We start from the raw sequence: 18022 nt of genomic DNA, 5'->3' as shown, positions 1-18022 counted from the left end.
GAACGTGGGCGTCACCGAGTTCGGCGGAGTCGTTCGTCATAGATCGCGCGCGCGTCCCGGTCCACATCCTCCAGGAAGATGTGATCGATCCCGAGCCGGCGGGTCATGAACTCGCCGATCGGCCGGGGGGTCACTTTGTTCGCGGCTGCCAGCCAGCCGGCCAATCGGGTGACCGTGATCCTGCGGCGCGGGCGCGCCACCAGGTCCGCCACAGCACGAGCGACATTCTCCGGCTGCGCCAGCAACCCGAACGGGGCCCGGGTTCCGGCAATCATCTCGGTGCGCGTGAATGTGGGCAGCACCGCCGAGAAATGCACACCGCGGCCGCGGTATTCGCGCCGCAAAGATTCGGTGAAACTCAAAACCGCTTGCTTGCTGGCGCAGTAGGTGACCATACCCGGAGTCGGATTCTCACCGGCCAGCGACGAGATATTCACGCAGTGCCCGCTGCCGCGCGAGAGCATGTGCGGCAGAACCAGTTTCGTACCGAGCATTACCCCGTAGACGTTGATGTCCAGTATCCGGCGAGTGATGTCGTCGGGCTCCTCGGCGAATGCCCCGATCGGCATGACCCCGGCGTTACTGATCAGCACGTCGACCGAGCCGATCAGCTCCAGCGCCCGAGCCAGGAACGCCTCGAACGAGGCGGGATCGGTGACGTCGAGCGCGAAACCGCCCGCGAGACCCAACGCGGTGGCGGTGTGCGCAGCGGCCTCGGCGTCGATATCTCCGATGACAACCACCGCGCCACGTCGGCGCAACTCCGCGGCGATCGCTCGCCCGATCCCGCGTGCGCCGCCGGTGATCACGACGGTGCGTCCCGCTACCGATTGTGTGCTCATCGAACTTCGATACCTCCTGCAAGCCGGAGCCGGCGGCCGCGCGGATATCTCCGAAGGACCCACTATGGCCTTGATCTCACTGCTGAAACTGGCTTTGTACTCTTGTCCAGAATATCATCCATACATGTGTCCGATATGATGTCCATATCTGGTGGCCGAGTTCGAAGTTCCCGGCAACGGCGCCGAAACCTTTGAACGACTCCCGATTCGGCGCCGCAGGCACTGTCTCGACCGGGCTTTCCGAAGTTCCACTTGGTGCGCGCTCGCCGCCGACGCCGGCATCGCGACAGCCACCGTCTACACCTACCAAGACTCCAAGGAGCAACTCGTGGCCGAAATCGTCTGGCGGACGGCGTCTTCATCCGAGGGCCTCGATGCCGTCGAAAGCATCGAATCCATCGCAACACCTGACAGGACCGCGACCGGCTGGGAGCGGGACGCCGAAGCCCACGGCACGTTCACAACGCCGACGAAGTCATCCGCCGCCGGCGCAGCGGCCGAGCCGGGCGATTCCCCCGGCATCGCTCGACTCCGTGATCGCATCACCGACGAGATAAACCGCCGTGTGCGTGCGGCACTGGGACCCGACGCCGACCCCGCCGCGGTACGGATCCTCGAAGATCTGTACGCGGGAGCGCTGATCGACGCCGAAGTCGGCTACGCCTCTCACGCTAGTGGCGCGGAGGACGCCGGATCTCTCGTCTTGCGCATCCTGCGCAGGTGACCACAGACGGGTACGGGCGGCGGCGACGCGGCCGGACTAGATGTCGAGTTGCCGCGTGGTCGACCGGTTACCCGTAGCTGACCTGCCAGTGTTTGACGCCGTTGATCCAGCCCGAACGCAAGCGCTCGGGCTCGGCGAGCTGGGTCAGGTTCGGCATGACGTCGGCGATGGCGTTGAACATCGGATCAATTTCCAGGCGGGCCAGATTCGCGCCGACACAGAAGTGCGCCCCGGTGCCGCCGAAGGCCAGATGCGGATTGGGGTCGCGGAGCACATCGAAGGAGAACGGGTCGGTGAAGGCTTCCTCATCGAAATTGGCGGAGCTGTAGAACAGTCCGACGCGTTGCCCCTCGCGGATGAGCTTTCCCCCGAGTTCGGTATCGGCGGTGGCGGTGCGCTGGAAGGCGGTGACGGGCGTGGCCCAGCGGATAATTTCGTCGGGGGCGGTCCGGGGGCGCTGCTGTTTGTACAGTTCCCACTGGTCCGGGTTGTCGATGAACGCTTTCATGCCGTGGGTGATGGCATTGCGGGTGGTCTCGTTGCCCGCGACGGCGAGCAGAATCACGAAGAAGCCGAATTCGTCGGAGCCGAGGGCTTCGCCGTCCAAGTCGGCATTGACCAGTTGGGTCACGATGTCGTCGCCCGGCTGGGCGCGACGCTGCTCGGCCATGCTCCAGGAGTAGCCGAGGATCTCCATCGACGCGTTGGTCGAGGCGTCGGTGGTGACGGCGTCGCCGTATTCGGGATCGTCGTAGTTGAGCATCTGGTTGGACCACTCGAACAGTTTGCGCCGGTCCTCCTGCGGCACCCCGAGCAGTTCGGCGATGGCCTGTAGCGGTAGCTCGCAGGCGACCTGTTCGACGAAGTCGCCGCCACCTTGCTGTTTGGCGCTGCGCACGATGCGTTCGGCACGGTCGGCCAGTGCCGCGCGGAGCCCTTCCACGGCGCGCGGGCTGAAGCCCTTGGAGATGATGCGCCGGATCTTGGTGTGTTTGGGTGGGTCCATATTCACCAGCAACGCGCCGGTGAGTTCGATCTGATCGAGGGTGATCTGTCCGGGTAGGCGGATGACCGCACCCTTACGCTGCGAGGAGAACAGCCCGGGTTTGCGTGAGATCTCCTTGATGTCCTCATGTCTGCTCACCACCCAGTAGCCGCCGTCGCGGAAACCACCGGAACTCTCATCGGACTGCTCGTTCCACCACACGGGCGCGGTACGGCGCAGTTGCGCGAATTCTTCGACGGGGTTGCGGGTTTCCCACAGTGCCGGATCGGTGAAATCGAATCCGTTGGGTAGCGATGGCGCTGACACAGCGTCCTCCTGGAGGGCCGACGTCGATGTGAACAGAGGGTGTGTGAGGGGGGATCACCGCCGCCGACGGCGGTAACGGACGCGGCACGGCTGGGCCAGCTGCACCACCATCTTGGAATGGTCGTTGCGGTAGGTGTCCGATGGCTGCGCCAACTCGAACTCCCAGTCCCGCAGCAGGATCGAGAAGATCGCCTTCAACTGCATGAGCGCGAATGCCGCGCCGACGCAGCGGTGGCGGCCGGCACCGAAGGGAATCCAGGTCCAACGGTTGACCAGATCCTCCTGCCGCGGATCGAGATAGCGACCGGGATCGAAGGTGTCGGGATCCGGGAAATCCTCGGGAATCCGGTTCGACACCGCAGGGGTCGCGGCCACCATCTCACCGGCGGCGATGCGGTGTCCACACACCTCGAATTCGTCACGCGCGATTCGCATCAGGATGATCAGCGGCGGATGAAGCCGCAGCACCTCCTTCAGCGTCGCCTCCAGATTCGGGATTTGGCGCAGCGCACCGTGACTGACCTCGGAGCCGTCGGCATACAGCTCGTCCAGCTCGGCCACGACGGTGGCCATCACCTCCGGATGGCGCAGTAGCTCGATGATCGTCCACGCGGCGGTGCCGGAGGTGGTGTGGTGCCCGGCGAACATCATCGAGATGAAGATGCCGGTGATCTCACTGGCCGAGAATCGCGGGGTGCCGTGCTCGTCCTCGACCGAGATCAGGATGTCGAGCATGTCGCGGTCGTCCTTGCCCGTGGCTGGGTCGGCTTCGCGCTGATTCATGATGCCCTGCACCAGTTCCACCAGCTGCGCGCGCGCCTCGTCCCGGCGGCGGAAGCTGTCGATCGGTGCGTAGGGATCGACGTACGCCAGGGCGTCGGTGCCCTGCTCGAGCTCGTGGTACAGGTGCGCGAAGCGGGAATCGAGCTGGTTGCGGAACTTTACGCCGATCAGGCAGGCCGAGGACGTGTAGATGGTCAGCTCGGCGAAGAAGTCGAGCAGGTCGATCTCCCCCTCCTCGCCCCAGTGCGCGAGCATCTGATCCACTTCGCGCGCGATGGTGCTCGCGTGCCCGCGCATGTGCTCGGCGCGCAGCGCCTGGTTGTGCAGCATTTCCTTGCGACGTTCCGGCGGGGCGTCGAAGACCACGCCCTCACCGAAGATCGGCTTCATGAACGGGTAGGCGGCCCCCTGGTCGAGGTCCTCATCGCCGGCGCGGAAGAAGAACTCGTTGGCTTCGGCGCCCGACAGCATGATTACGTCGCGACCGGCCAGTTCGAAGGAGCCGACATCGCCGCATTCGGCGCGCACGCGGCGCATCAAGGCGATCGGATCGGTGCGGAACTCCTCGAGGTGACCGTGCTCGCCCCCACCTCCGGACACTTGTTGCGGCTTGACCAGTGCCATGGGAATCCTTTCAGGGATATCTGTCCAGACATAATATGGACACATGTCCGGACGGTACTACAGTCAGCAATCCGCGACAAGCGCCGCGGACACTCAGGCCAGAATCCAGGTGCACGCGGCTATCGGGCGCGTGCGGTGTCGACCATGTCCCGGGTGATCGTCTGCCAGGCGATGATGGTCACCGCCCCTCCGGGGAGAACATCACATTGTCGATGCGCAGGTCACCATGGATGAGCGCGAAGTGGCGCAGCGGGGCTACCAGCCACACGCCTGCCCCGGCGACCAGCCACCCGACTGCCCCGCTTTTCCAATGCTGACGTCGACCCAAGATCGTCCGGGCTCGCCCCGGCAACCCAGTGCTCCCGCGATACCCGATCGGCCCGCATGCGCATCTCGGCATCGGGCTGGTGTAGGTGGGCGGCGCGGCACGCGCGTCGACCGGCCCGATGAGCTCGGTGGGGCATCCGCTCCGGCGCGCCCCGGCTCCCGCGCACGCACCGGATCCGTCGGCGCCTCATCTCCGGGCCGGCTGCCGATGAATCCCTCAGGGCCCGGCGCTTCGTCGCTCGTCGGCTCGCGCTCCGGCTCCCCAGCCGGGATAGAAGCGACTCATGAACGCCGTGGCGATATCGCCCGGAGTGTCCAGTCCGGCGAGGAGACGCAGCGCGTAATCCGGGCTGATGGCGAATTCGCCCTGGGGGTTGTTCGCGCGCTCTTTCTGACTCAAACCGGTCAGGCCCACACCTGCGCGCACCGCCAGCTCCGTGCGTGACAGTCCCTTGCTCGTGCGAGCGGCGATGATCCAGTCCTTGGGATGGCGAAATCGGTCGGACCCGGGATCGGGAAACTCGCTGTCTTCGTCCGGGAAATACTCTCGGAGAACTGCCTCGGCCACCTCGCCGGGAGCAGCCAGACCTTCCAGCAGACGCACCGCCATATCCCGCGTGATCGTCACGCCACGCTCCAGCGAACCGATATAGGTCGCCGAATTCGGCACGCCGATGCGAGCGGCCAATCCGGCCTGAGTCAGTCCGTGAGCCAGGCGAGCTGCCTTCAACCACAGCCGGAACGGCTGCGTGCCGTTCGGGGTCGGCCACGCTGCGGATGGAGCCGAGCCGTCGGGCGGATCGTGTGTCTCACTGTCGGACAGGCGCGACCATGGCGTCGCCCGCGGCGTCTCCTCCGGTGCCTGCGTACGTGAAGACTCACCCGGTTCGGGTGGCCTGCTTCCGATGAATCCGTCCGGCCCGGTCATGCCCTCGCCTGGAACGGAATCACCGTGCGAACCCGATGGATTCGGCGGCTGATCCGGCTCCGCCCGCGCCTTGCTCCACGGCGTCGGCCGGTTCTGCTCACTCGCGGCGACATCGGCGGGTTCACGATGGTCGAACGCCGTGCGCAATCGGGCGATCGCTTCGGCGAGAACGTCCGCCGCGGCCGCGGTCGGCAACCCCAGCCGCTCGGCGGTGCGCGCCAAAGACATGGCCTCGACCAGATGAAGCATGACCAGCCGCTCCGCGGTTGCGGGGTCGGCCATGTCGGCGAGTGCGGCGCGGACAGTCATCGCGAAGTCGGTGTCGGAGAACCCCGCGGGAACCGGATCGGCTACGTCCCGGTGCATCGACCCGTCGTTGCCGCTGATCGGCGCGTCCAGCCGTAGCGTCGGTCGAGCCAGGATTTCCCGAGCCAGCGCGACATCGGCCACCTTCAATCCCGCTCCCCGAGCGATCTCGGTGTCCTCGAGCGCCGCACCGGCGGAGACCATCCGGTGGATCTGCGCTTCCACCGTGCTCACGAGCTTCCGTGTGCGATTGTCGAGATCGGGGAAGCGGAGCGCTAGACGGTACCGGAACACCGCCGCGCGGCAACTGGCCCACGCATGAGCAGCGAACGACGCAGACGGCACGTGGTTGGCGATCGCACTCAGCATCCCGATCCAGGCGGCCTGTACCGCATCGTCACGAATATCCGGCGGCTCCCGACGCGCCACCGCCTTCGGAACCCACGCGAACCTCTGGAGAATCTCGTCCTGGACCTCTCTTTCCTCGGGCGAACCCACCCGGGTCACGAGATACCGTTTGAACAGTTCTTCTTCGTCTCGATAGCCGGACCGCTCGTATCGACCCGCATAGAATCGCTCGACGATCTCCAGCGAGAACTCGCCACCGACGCCCTGCGCTCGACACAGTTGCCGCAGTTTGCTCAGCCGCGGAAGATAGCGATTGTTCTCGATACTGGAAAGAGTGCTGCGAGGTATCCGCGCCAGCCGAGCGAGCTCGGTCGCCGACATTCCTTCGTCGGTACGTAGCGCCGCGATCCAACGCCCCAGCGATTCGTGTGAAGCGGGATCGATATCCGCGGTGATATCCGGGTAGAAGTCCCGCACCGCCTGGATCAGCAGGCTACCCGAGACTCCCAGCGCCCGGCAGATTCGCCGGAACGTGCCGAACCGCGGTCGTCGATTCTCGGTCTCGACCTGAGCCAGGTACTTCGTGGACAGCCCGGTCACTCGGGCGAGTTCGGCGCGGCTCATGTCCCGGTCGTGACGCAGTGCGGTGATCCACCTGCCGAGGTCTTGTGCCACCGGCTCGAGGTCGAGATCGATGTGCGGATAGAAGTGCCGGGTGGCCGCCCGCAGCAGTTCGTCATCGATACCCGATACCGCACAGATTCGCCGGAAGACCGCGAACCTCGGCACGTAATTTCCGGTCTCGATATGGGCTAGATGACCCCAGCCGGGCCCGATCGCTTTCGCGAGTTCGGTCCTGGTCCAATCCCGGTCGTGACGCAGAGCCACGATCCAGCTACCGGGCGACGCGGGATCATGCGCGCCCGGATCGAGTTCGAGTTCGAGATCCGGATAGAAATGGCGGGTGGCCACCCCCAGCAGTTCCGGCGCGACTTCGAGGGCCCGGCAGATCCGCCGGAAGATAATCGAGTTCGGAGTGTATTCACCGCCCTCGATTCCGGCGATGTACCCTGCCGATGTGCCCGCGGTTCGCGCCACCTCGGCCTGGGTCATGTCCTGGCTGTGCCGCTGTGTCATGATCCAGTTGCCGGGTGAGGCTGGATCGTGCGCAGTCGGTTCGAGATCGAGCACGATATCCGGATAAAGGCTTCGCGCAGCCTGCCCCAGCGCCTGCTGCCCCACGCCCAATGCTCGAGCAATCCGGAAGAAGAGGTTCGGTGGCGGGCGATCCCCGTTCTCGATCTCCCAGATCCGCGTCGGCGTCACTCCGACCGTGCGTGCGAGGTCCGCTTTGGTCATCCCCCGGCTGTTGCGCTGCGCGGCGACCCAGCTACCCGGCGAATTGTGCGCAGCAACATCGGTTTCGAGTTCGACACCCGGGTAGAACCGCCGAGTGGCTTCGGTCAGCGCCTCGCCCTCTACTCCCAGTACGCGGCAGACCTGCTGAAAAGTGCCGAGGGAGGTCCGTCGCCCGTTCTCGATATTGGACAGGGCCGCATTCGTCAGACCAGCCGCTTGCGCAACGTCCTTCTGCTTCATCCCCTGTTCGAGCCGCAACGCCTTGAGCCACGCGCCCCGCGAGGCGTCCAACGACGGATCGGACTGCTCCTGGGGACGGCTGCCGATGAATCCGGGCGGACGGTCCCACGCGACCGTCTCCGGCAGCGCGTCCGGGCGACCCGCCGCGTCGGATTCGTCGGGCTTGCGCAGACCGCGCTCGAGCGCTCCGGTGCACCACTCGACGAAATCCGGCTGCCGTCTCGACATGGCCTGCAGATCGATGTCGTGCGGCAGGCGAAGCGGCCGGCCGAAGGCGAAGGTGAACACCGTCGCCGCGAATGTCCGGATCGTCGCGTCGCTGCCCCGCGTCATCAGCGGCGCCTGGAACAGCAGGTAGACCGCGTCGGCGAGACGCCGCAGCACGTCGACAGACGGTTGTGGCGACCGCTGGTCGAGAGCTGCGGCCAGTTCGGCCATGGCGGCATCGAAGATCGTCCGCTGATCGCCTGCCCGCGCGGTCTCGATCACGAACCGGCCACGCTCGAGCGCGTACAGGACGTTCCCGTCGACACGGGCGCCACCGGGCAGCTCCACGACGTTCTGCAACACCTCGGTGCCCGGTGCGTCGACGTCCATCCGGCTTCTGACGAGCCGGCCGATCGCGAGCGTGGTCCAGAACGCCGGTGTCCCGACGCCGCCGTGCCACTTCCCGGTCTGCGGATCGCGGCGAACCCCGGCACGCAGACCGGCCAGGTGACCCACCATGTCCATATTGGGCGCGTCGTCGCCCAGTCTGGTGCGGAAATAGTCGGGATGGCTTTCTCCGTGTTCTCCCGCCACGCTCGGGTCGCGCCCGACGGCCCAAACCTGCCGCATGTAGCGCTGTTGCGATACCCAGAAGTACAGTTCCGCCAGCACCCTGCGACGCATGGCCGGAGTCGCCGCCGAATCCCACCGGCTGACAAGCTTTCCCAATCCGCGATTGGCCACATATGCCTGCCAGAGCGAGAACATCCGCAAGGCCGCGTTCCGGCCCGGATCGTTGCTCCTCATCCGCAACCCCGGCACCGGGAAATGCTCGCTACGAAGCGGTCCCCGCCCGGCCCGCACCTCCTCGTTGAGCAGACGCGCATCGCTCGTCAACGCCGCATCCGGCCACGAGTCGAGCGGCGCGGGCGTGCGCTCCGGCGGTCTGCTGCCGATGAATCCGTGGTGGCCGGTGCCCGGCCGGCTCCCTACGACAGTCACGGGTCCCGGCCACAGCCGCAGCACGGTGCCGTGCCGGTCGATGGCCAGTATCTCGCGCAGGGTCGGGATCGGGTGCCGACGCAACGCCAGACTCAACCCGCCCGGGTCCGCCGTCGAGTCGGCCAGGTTCACCACGATCCGCTCGGCCTGGCGTTTCACATACACCTTGCGGCGGATTTCGAAGCAGATATTGCTGACCTTGCCGGTAGCTGGCGAGTAGCAGTCGAAGAGGCGTCCCTCGATACGGAAGTCGGGCAGACGCGCGCCGGATTCGACAGGGTGCTGCTCTACCCGGAAGCCGGCCCGGGCCAGGACAACCGCCGCCTCGTTCTGTCGCCGCAAGCCCCGCTGTTCTTGCAGGAAGCCGGGCGGCCCCTGGCCGGGGCCGAGGTCCGGGACGACGGCCTCCGATCCGGATGGCACCGCGTCGGGATCGGGATCACGAGACGGCCGGGTCAGGTCGGCGTCGCCCGTGCCCTCCGGGTGCGGGGCCGAGGCCGAGATGGGATGGTTCCCCTGCGCCTGGAGATCGCCGAGGACGTCGGGGGTGATCTGCGGTGGCCGACCGGCGGTGACGTACTCGTGGATCGCCCACTGCGGCGTGCCGACCGCCGCGCCGTGGATGTCCGTCTCGGCGAATCCGACCGCGAGCGCCTCGTGTTCCCGCAGCTGCGCCTTGGTTTCGTCGGCGAAGGCGTACACGGGCAGTCGCGCGAGCCAGGTCTGCTCGGGTTCTCGGAGGCCCAGTTCGTGGAGCCGGGACCAGGTCTCGTGAAGCACCTGCCGCAGGGGCACCGACAGGAGTTCCACGGCATCGATCGCGTGGACGAATTCGTGGACAGCATCGTGGTGGAACGGCCTGTCACCGATCGGATTGAAACCGCGCTCCCGCATCGCGATTCCACGTTCGACAGTCCACGCCGGCCTGCTCGCATTGCGCAGGCTGAACTGTATCCCCAGGGTTCGGAAAGTCGATTCGGAGTCGCGCTGGGCGAAAGACGCGGCGCTCGCGTTCTCGTCACCCAGGTAATCGATCCACAGTCCCCGGATGTTGGTACGGCCCGGGAATCTGGTCAGCATCTCGTCCAGTGCGCCGAGGATCTCCTCGACGACGTGGGCGGGAACATCCGGATGTTCGAACCCCGCGATCGTGATGTGCGGGTAGTCGAGGTTGAACGTCTCGACCAGCCGCGCCTTGGCCTGCGCTTCGACGTGGAGCCCGGCGCGACGCGATATCTCGTCCGGCGTGCGCGCGGCGCGCCACTCCACCTCCGCCAACGCGTCCATGTACCGGCCATGTACGCGATGCAGCGCGGGCTTGTACTCCTTGGGTACCGGAAGATTCGAAATCCACGATTGCAGGTACGCCACACGCTCCCGAATGGTCGAGAGTTCCGTCCTCGGCATGCCGTGGTGCTGCCACACCTCGCGGCCGTCGATTTGCCGCACGAACCTCGCGGCGAATGCACCGGTCGGCGTCGCGTCGATCGCGGATGCGGCGCGACCACCTCTCACCTCGTTGTCCGGCCCCGCACTCCACTCTCGCGCGGCGCGGTTCGTCCTGGTCACCGCGTCGAAGAGACCGAGTCGCGTGGCCGAGCGGGAGCCGAGAATCCCCCGGTCCAGTGCCACGCTGTCGCCCGGGCGCCCGGGGACGATCTCCCGATAGACGGTGTCGTCCTCCAGGATCAGGCAGGTGCGCCCGACCGGCGCGTCCATGATCTCCGCGACTTTCCGCTGCAGCACCTGCTCGAGAGCGGCGACAGGGTCGGTGTACGTCTCCGCGAACACTCGGGTGCCATTGCCGAATGTCACCGACTCGACCCGCACCCCCGGCGCATCCTCGACCAGCGAACGTTCCGCTGGTCCGGACCCCCTGCCTGCGAGCACCAAGTCCTGGAAGTCGGGACCGGCGGACGCGCGGTCGCCGGAGGAGCTCTCTTCCCGTGGCCGGCTGCCTATGTAACCACCGGGCCCGCGCGTCCCGCCGACACGGCCCGTTCCGAGGTCCTCCGCTCGCACGGCAGGATTTCCCGACACTCCGTAGTCGACAATGGGTTTCAGCCGTCGCACGTCGTAGCCCGCGATACCGAGTTCGTCGCGCAGCTCGAGATTGCGCAGCAGCATATCGGTCAGGGCGTCGTCGTGACGGCCCTCCTCCGCGATCACCACGACGGTACGACTCGGCAGCAGGACGGTATTCGGCGTCACCCACCGGGCACCGGGGTGGCGCCGCACCACATCGGCGGCGACGGCGGCGTGATCCTGCGTGTCCTGCTCGGCCCACCACCGCTCGACCCACTCGGCCAGCTGCTCGACCCGCGCGACCTTCGCTTCGATCGCCTGCTGCCAGCTCGACCAGTCCGCGGGGACCTCGGCGTCGCCCGGACGGTGCGAGCGCATACGTCGCATCGACGCATGCTGCCGGGCAGCGTGCTCGCGCAGGCGGGCGATTTCGGAGGACCAGCCCACCCGATTCAACAGCTCCGGAAACTGGACTCCGGTCTGGTGCGCCAGCGTGCGGCAGCGCACCTCCCAGAAGCGGCTCGGCCGAACGAAGGTCACCTCGACTTTCTGATAGTCGCCGGGTTCGCCGTCCAGGTCGCCGACGATGACCTCGGTGAACCCTTTGCGGTCGGCCATCTTTCCGGTGAACGTGGCGCGCGCCGCCTCCTCCTGTGACAGTCCGCTCCGGATGCCCGCGTTGAAGGTGTCGAGATTGTCGGTGAGATGCAGGCGATCCCGCACCCAGTAACCCTCGATCCCGTGGACGATATCGCCGAGTTCATCCCACATTTCGTCGAACATCACCCCACCGCCCGGTGTGCCCTGGGAGGTCTTCAACACAGCGTGCAGGTTTCCTGCCAGACCGACCTCGCCCGACGCGCCGAGAGGGACACGCCTGTCATCGACACCGCCATGTTCGGCCGCGTAGAAGTTCCGGTACCGCTGTACCGGCGTCGATACCACCCAGCTGGTCAGCCGCAGCATGGTGCGCTCGTACCACTGCCCGAAGCCCCGGTTCTCGAATTCGGCGGCCAGTGCGCCGAGGCGATGCCACAACGACAGGATGTCGGCCGCGAGCGCGTCTTCGGGGCGTTCGCCGAGCACGGTCATACCGACCGGCGAATCGAAATACGTAGTCGGCACACCCAACACGGACGTCAGCCAGCCCAGTTCGGGCGTGCCGCCTTGCGTGGCCCGACCTGTCCTCTCGGCATCGGCCGCAGTGAAACCCGCCGCAATGCGCTCGTACCAGGTCGGCTCGCGGTCGCGTCCCGCCGGTGGCCTGCTACCGATGCGGCCTTCCATGGAGCCGACATTCGAAGGCTCCGTGTCCGGTTCACTCGTATCGGCCGGCACGGAGATGTCCGGTAAGGCGCCGTCGCCGGGCGGGCGATGACCGGCGAGGTCGAACTCGTTCCGCCGCAGCGGTGGGGCCCGGCTCGACCAAAGAGATGGTGGGGGAAGTCCGGGATTCTGGGAGGTGACAGCAGAACGCTGTGGTGCGGAGACGCGCGCGAGTGGTTGGCCCTTGTGGTCGAACTCGATGGCGAAAACGCCGCGATCGGACTCCTTCAGTCGTTCGATGAGCTCTTGCTGCGCACGCCGCCACTGCTGGAACGGGACTGCCTTGTTCAGCAGCGCGGGCCGGCCCGCCAGATCCGCCGGAGTGATCGGCACCTGGCCCGGAGCGGCCGCAATGTCCACGACGACCAGATTCGGGGCGTCACGCCGGTCGCTGTCGTTCACCAGCAGCACCAAATGGCTCTCGACCTGTCCCTTGTTCATCCACTTGTAGACCAGCGCCTGGCTCCCCCTGGGCCGGTCCTTCAGCGATTCGGCCGCCGCGTCGAGCGACCGGAATGCCCGGAAGGCACCGCCGAAGGCCCGCTCCGTGTCTTCGGCGTCGTGGCCCCGCAGTGGCAGGTCGTCGGGCATGTGGTAGGCGTGCGCGTTATCGGGGTACAGCACCCGCATCACCGTCACGCCGTTGTTGACGCAGCTCTTCGGGCTGCGCTGGTGGATGGCGACGGTGAGGTCGAGCAGGGCGGTGACGGCCAGGTAAGTGGAAGCGGCGAAAGCGAGGAGTTCGGTGGCCGGGTCGTCGGCAGTTTCGGTGGGGGCCAGCAGACGGGCGACCGCGTCGGCGAGCCCGGCGCGGGCGGTGGCGGCGTTCACGTCGGTGGCGGTCACGTCCAGTAAGTCCGCCAGCTCTTTGCGGGCCGTGTCGACGGCGGCGCCGACCTGCCGCACGCCCTCCGCGCCGGCGACCTGGGCAGGTTCCCAGCCGAGTTCGGCAGCGAGCCGGTTGCGCTGCGGCGTCAAATGATTCAGCGCTTGCTCATCGGTGAGGGCGTCCGCCTGCATCACCGCCACGGGCGGGGCGTAGTCGAGATGCTGGTTCAGCGCTTCCACAGCAGCGGAGGAGATGCCTGCTCGTTGCAGCAGTCGGCTCAACGGGTCGTCGTCATCGCCGGTGTCGAACATCGCCGCGGCGGCCTGGACCGATGCGGGAATCCCCAGCCACCCGGCCAGCCGCGCGAACCGGTCCCCCCGCAGGTGCGGTTGAACGGCGTCAGGCCCGGCGTGCACGGCCTCCATCGCGGCACGGTCCATCCGCGCCCCGGCGTGGCCGGTGTCCGACGTCTCGCCAACGCCCGCCGGAGTATGGGCAGCGCCCGGCTCGGTGTGCAAGAGGCTCGCGGCGATGGTGCTCTGGGGCGCGGCGACTGAGGTGGCAGCGAGATCTCCTGTGGCCGGGGGCGCGTGGGCCTGGTTGGCGCGGCGCATCGCACGCTGCAGATACGTGCGGTCGGCCGCGTCGTTCTGCAGGGGGGAGGTCAGGCTGCGCATCTCCCGTTCGGCCGCGGCGACATCGGCCGCGGCGGCCGCGACCTTCGTCCGCGCCGCCTGCACGGACTTCCCAGGTTGTGCCGCATCCGTATCACCTGCCTGACGGGCGGTTTCGGTGTATTCGGCGGTGGCCTCGGCGTGCTTGGCCACCGCGGCGCGGTAGTGGGTGACCGCGACCCGCGCACCGTGCTGCTGCGCCTCGCTGTAGAGGCGATCGGAGGCGGCGACGTTGAAACAGAAGCTGCCGTTGCGGCCGTTGCGGCCTGCGCGCGCCGACCACTGATGGTCCTCGTCCGGATTGGTCGGCGAGCGCCCCAGCATGTGCGCGTGCACCCCGCCCAGCCGGTCGATCTCGTCGCTGATCGACACGTCGAAACCCCGGCCCAGCATCCCCGTGCCGACGGTCACCGCGCCCCGAACACCCGCGGTGTCCTTGACCGACAGCAGGTGCTCCTCGGCGGCATTGTTGTCGCGGTGCTCGGCGAACCACCGGGCATCGATCGCGTTGTGCTCCACGTCCGCCTTGGTCAGCATCAGCGAGAACTTCCGAGCCAGATCGTTGAACGGGCAGATCACCAGCACCGGCCGACCCTCAGCTTGCAACTGCTGCACCCGGGTCACCGCATCCCGCAATTTCTCCGGCTCGGTGAGGAATATCCGATCCTCCTCCCCCGCCAGTTTCGACCGGCCGAAGTCCTCCACCTTCGCCAAACCACCCTCGACCGGGAAATTCTCCTTGATCTCCGCCGCGGTCCGCTCCAGCGTGCCCGACATCAGATGCAGATGTTCGTACCCGCCCAGAACGTCTTCCACGGTGACCTGTTTCGATCCCGTCCCATCGGAATACACCGGGGCACCGAACATTGCCTCCACCATTTTGTGGCGTCCTCCGAACCACCGGCTCTCGGTGCCGATCTTCGGATCGCTTCGCGGCTTCCCGTACTCGTCGAGAATCTGGACCTTCTTCTCGATACCCTCTCCGAACACCTGGAAATCCCGATTCAGTTTCAACCGGCCCGCCTTGACGTCCAGGAAAGCTCGGGCCATCTCGGTTTCCTCGGCGGTGAATTTCCGCCCGGCGTAGCTTTCCCACAACCGGCTCACCGTGTCGAGGCACTCCTCGGGTTGCTCGCGCAGCAACCGCGCCGTCAGCGTCCGTGCCGCCTCGACCTCCTCCGCCGGCATCGCCCGTACCGCTCCGGCCTCCTCCGCCGTCAACGGCCCATCGTGGAGTGCCTCTTCCAGATGCACCGACAGGTCCTTCGCCGCCGTGATTCTGCTGCGCAAGACGGCTTTCAAGAAGTCACGCACCCGGTACACCCCGGCGGCCTCCACCTCCGAGGCGATCTCCCGCTGCCCCTCGGACTGATAGTGCACCGTCTGGTTGTGCACCAGCACCGCGTCCGCCTCATCGATGGTCGCGGTCTTCCCCGGCGGCGGCCGGTCGAACAGCTCCGCGGTCGCACGCTCGTCGTAGGTCATGTAGTACACGGTCGGGCGTTGCGCCTCACCCGGCGGATTGTGCGGATCCCAGCGCTCGATCTCGTACCCGAGACTGCGCAGCACCGGCGCGAATTCCCGGACCCCCTCGTTGGCCAGCACTTCGGTCGTAGTGATCACATGATGCACCCGCACCGATTCACCGCTCGCCAGCTCCACCGGCTCCCCGCGCGACAACTGCCACAACGTATCCAGCGCACCAACCATGGACTTGCCCTGCCCCGTGCCCATCTGACGCATGAACCCGTGCTCGCCGAGCAGGAACGCCTTGATCTGATTCCACCGCGGCGTCTTCCCGGTCCCCTCGCGCATCGCATCGATGTACCGCAGCAGCGATTCCACTCGATCGCCATGCTCCATCGCGTGCCTGCGCTGCTCCCACGACTCACCGGCCAGCTCCTCCTGCCGCAGCCGATACAACGCCAGCGCCTTCTTCGCCGCAGCCTTGAACTGTGCCTGCCGCTCGGCGGTAAGGTCTTGCTTCGTCGCCGGATCCGCCGAAGGCAACCCCAGGAGTTCCTGTGCCAGCTGCTCCGCCGGGCGGTCGGGTCCGTCCTGCACGGACGGGCGAGCGTCAGCGGGCACCGCATCCTCGGAGCGCCCCACAGACGGCTCCTGCGCCGGTGGTAGGTCCGCCTGCTTCGGCGCCGTAACCCGGGCCGGGCCCTCTCCACCCGCACCATGGCGGCCGGACGCATTGCCGACCTCCGCCGGCGGATCGACCTTCGCCGGTCCCGGCTTCGGCCGCGCAACCGCCGGCTCGTGCCCAGCCGCACCGTCGCCGACCGGAGCTCGGGCGCCGCGGCTGCCACCGACCGCGTGCGCGTCGTCCTCACCCTGTTCCGCCGATCGCTGCGGTTCCGAACCGGACTGGGCGCCGCCCGCGCCCGACAGGACCGCGCCGGAAGCCACGCCACTCCCGCCCTGCGCACCACCACCAGCACCGGGAACACCACCGGCCTGCGCATTGCCACCCCCGCCGGCACCGCCACCGGCCTGCCCATTGCGAGCTTGCGTGCCGCCGCCATTACCGGCCTGCCCACCGTCCCCGGCTTGCGCATCGCCAGCGCCACCATCCTGCGCACTGCCGCGCGCAGGATCACTCGTCTGCGCAGCGCCACTACCGTCCTGCGCATTTCCACCGGTCCGTGCGGCACCACCGGAGGGCTCATCACCACCGGTGGGGAGGTCTGCAGGAGGCGCTCCATCACCGGCGCGATCTGCTGATGCCCCATGGCCTTGCCGCGCAGCTGGGGTGGGGTCCGTCGGTTGCCCGTCCGCCCCCGCTCGACCGTTCGTGTGTCCATCCAGGGCCGGGGACTGCTCACCCGATCCCGATCCCGAATCGGCGAGGCGCCGCAGGTCTCCCGACTCGTCCGGCTCGTGCTGTCCATCGCCGGTAGCTCCCGGCGGACCCGCCGAAACGAGCTTCTCTCCAGGCTGCAATGCTCCGGTAGCCATAGCGTGGCCGGGCAAGGCCGAGTTCGCGGGCCGCAGGGTGGTGTCGGCGTTGCTGTCCACCGGAGCAGGCGAAGCGGGCGTCAGCGATTTCGTACCTAGAGGAGCCCCCGCCAGACGCAGCACGGCGTCCTTGCTGAGATTCACCGTGGAAGGATCCGGAGGGACGTAGGCCCCACTGCCGTCGACCACTTTTGCGAGGGGGGAACCGAGAGTCGAGTGGGGGCCACCATGGACGTCCACGACTCCGCCGAATCCGCCGCTGAGCAGCGACGCCAGCACGTCTTCGAAGTGTTCCGGCCAGCCCGTGATCAATGCCGCCGCACCCAGACCGGACACCGCGCCCGCGACGCCCTGCACCAGCCCGAGCGCCGAACGGCTGGTCTCCAGACGAGGAAAGACCCTGGGCGCGATCGTGCCCGCGGCTATGCCGCCCATCGCGCCTCCGGCGCCCGACACTGCCGCGGCTTCGACCGACTTCAGATCGATACCCCTCGGGTTCTCCCCGTTCGGGCCCTTGACGGTCGTATTCCGGTCACCGGAACCGACTTGCATGAGCTGTACCCCGAGATCCACGCCCGCGGGCAGCGCGGCGGCCTTGGCTACAGTGAACGCGAACTGGTGCGGTCCCAGCGCCGACAGCCGGGCCGCCGTCTTCGCCGCGCCCACCTTGTAGGCCTGCTCCAGACCCGCGCGCATCAGCGCGACCTTGCCTCGGCCCTCGATCAGCATCGACTCCACCACGGGAGCCGCGGCAAGCTCTCCAGCCGGACCCGCCGCGGCGGCTGCCGACAGCGTCGCGATGATGCGCCAGGCCAGCTCGACGCCGAACGCGAACATCACGCACAGTGTCTTCTCCGCGTCGTTGGCGGCCGCGTGTGCTTGATCGGCCAAGGCCAGCGCTTCCTCCCGCAGCCTGGCGGCGCCCTCGTGGTGCAGACGCAAGATCTCGCGCACGCGGTCACCCAGCGCACCGAGCGAATCCTCTTGCGCCAGTAGCTTTTCCGCATCCTCCGCGTGACCGTTCATGGCGGCGGCCTTGGACCGCAGCTCCCCGGCCATCCACCGCATACCGGACACGTCGGCGCGCGGCAGGTCGCCCCCGAACACCACCAGTTCGATCGGGCGCCGCACCACAGGGGGCAAACCCTCGAACAAGGTACGCAGTTCCACGACCGGGTTCAGCGACAACGAACCGTCCACCG

General features: G+C 67.4%; 5 protein-coding genes. 1 reads left to right on the top strand and 4 read right to left on the bottom strand.

Translation table 11 applies throughout. The features are described 5' to 3' along the window. Window positions 1-11: 11 nt before the first annotated feature. Entirely contained in the window at window positions 12-842 is an 831-nt protein-coding gene (locus LTT66_RS31155) for an SDR family oxidoreductase (protein ID WP_233062112.1), read from the bottom strand. A gap of 151 nt (window positions 843-993) precedes the next feature. Between LTT66_RS31155 and LTT66_RS31150 the strand changes: the two genes are divergently transcribed. Beyond that, window positions 994-1566: a hypothetical protein gene (locus tag LTT66_RS31150; protein ID WP_233062111.1), complete on the top strand. Its 573-nt coding sequence runs from the start codon at window positions 994-996 to the stop codon at window positions 1564-1566. 67 nt (window positions 1567-1633) lie between these two features. Here the strand turns inward: LTT66_RS31150 and LTT66_RS31145 are convergent, their stop codons facing one another. From LTT66_RS31145 to LTT66_RS31135, 3 genes are all read right to left on the bottom strand, one after another. Beyond that, the gene (locus LTT66_RS31145) at window positions 1634-2878 is read right to left on the bottom strand and encodes a cytochrome P450 (RefSeq protein ID WP_233062110.1); all 1245 of its coding nucleotides are present in this window, start codon (window positions 2876-2878) and stop codon (window positions 1634-1636) included. 54 nt (window positions 2879-2932) lie between these two features. Then, window positions 2933-4285 carry a cytochrome P450 gene (locus LTT66_RS31140; RefSeq protein WP_233062109.1) on the bottom strand — a complete coding sequence of 451 codons (1353 nt, stop codon included), beginning with the start codon at window positions 4283-4285 and terminating at the stop codon, window positions 2933-2935. Between the two features lie 544 nt (window positions 4286-4829). Further along, entirely contained in the window at window positions 4830-18020 is a 13191-nt protein-coding gene (locus LTT66_RS31135) for a helix-turn-helix domain-containing protein (protein WP_233062108.1), read from the bottom strand. Between the last annotated feature and the right edge of the window lie 2 nt (window positions 18021-18022).

Origin of the sequence: Nocardia gipuzkoensis (assembly GCF_021183645.1) — a bacterium.
Taxonomy (GTDB): domain Bacteria; phylum Actinomycetota; class Actinomycetes; order Mycobacteriales; family Mycobacteriaceae; genus Nocardia; species Nocardia abscessus.
This window is presented reverse-complemented; position numbering and strand designations above follow the sequence as displayed.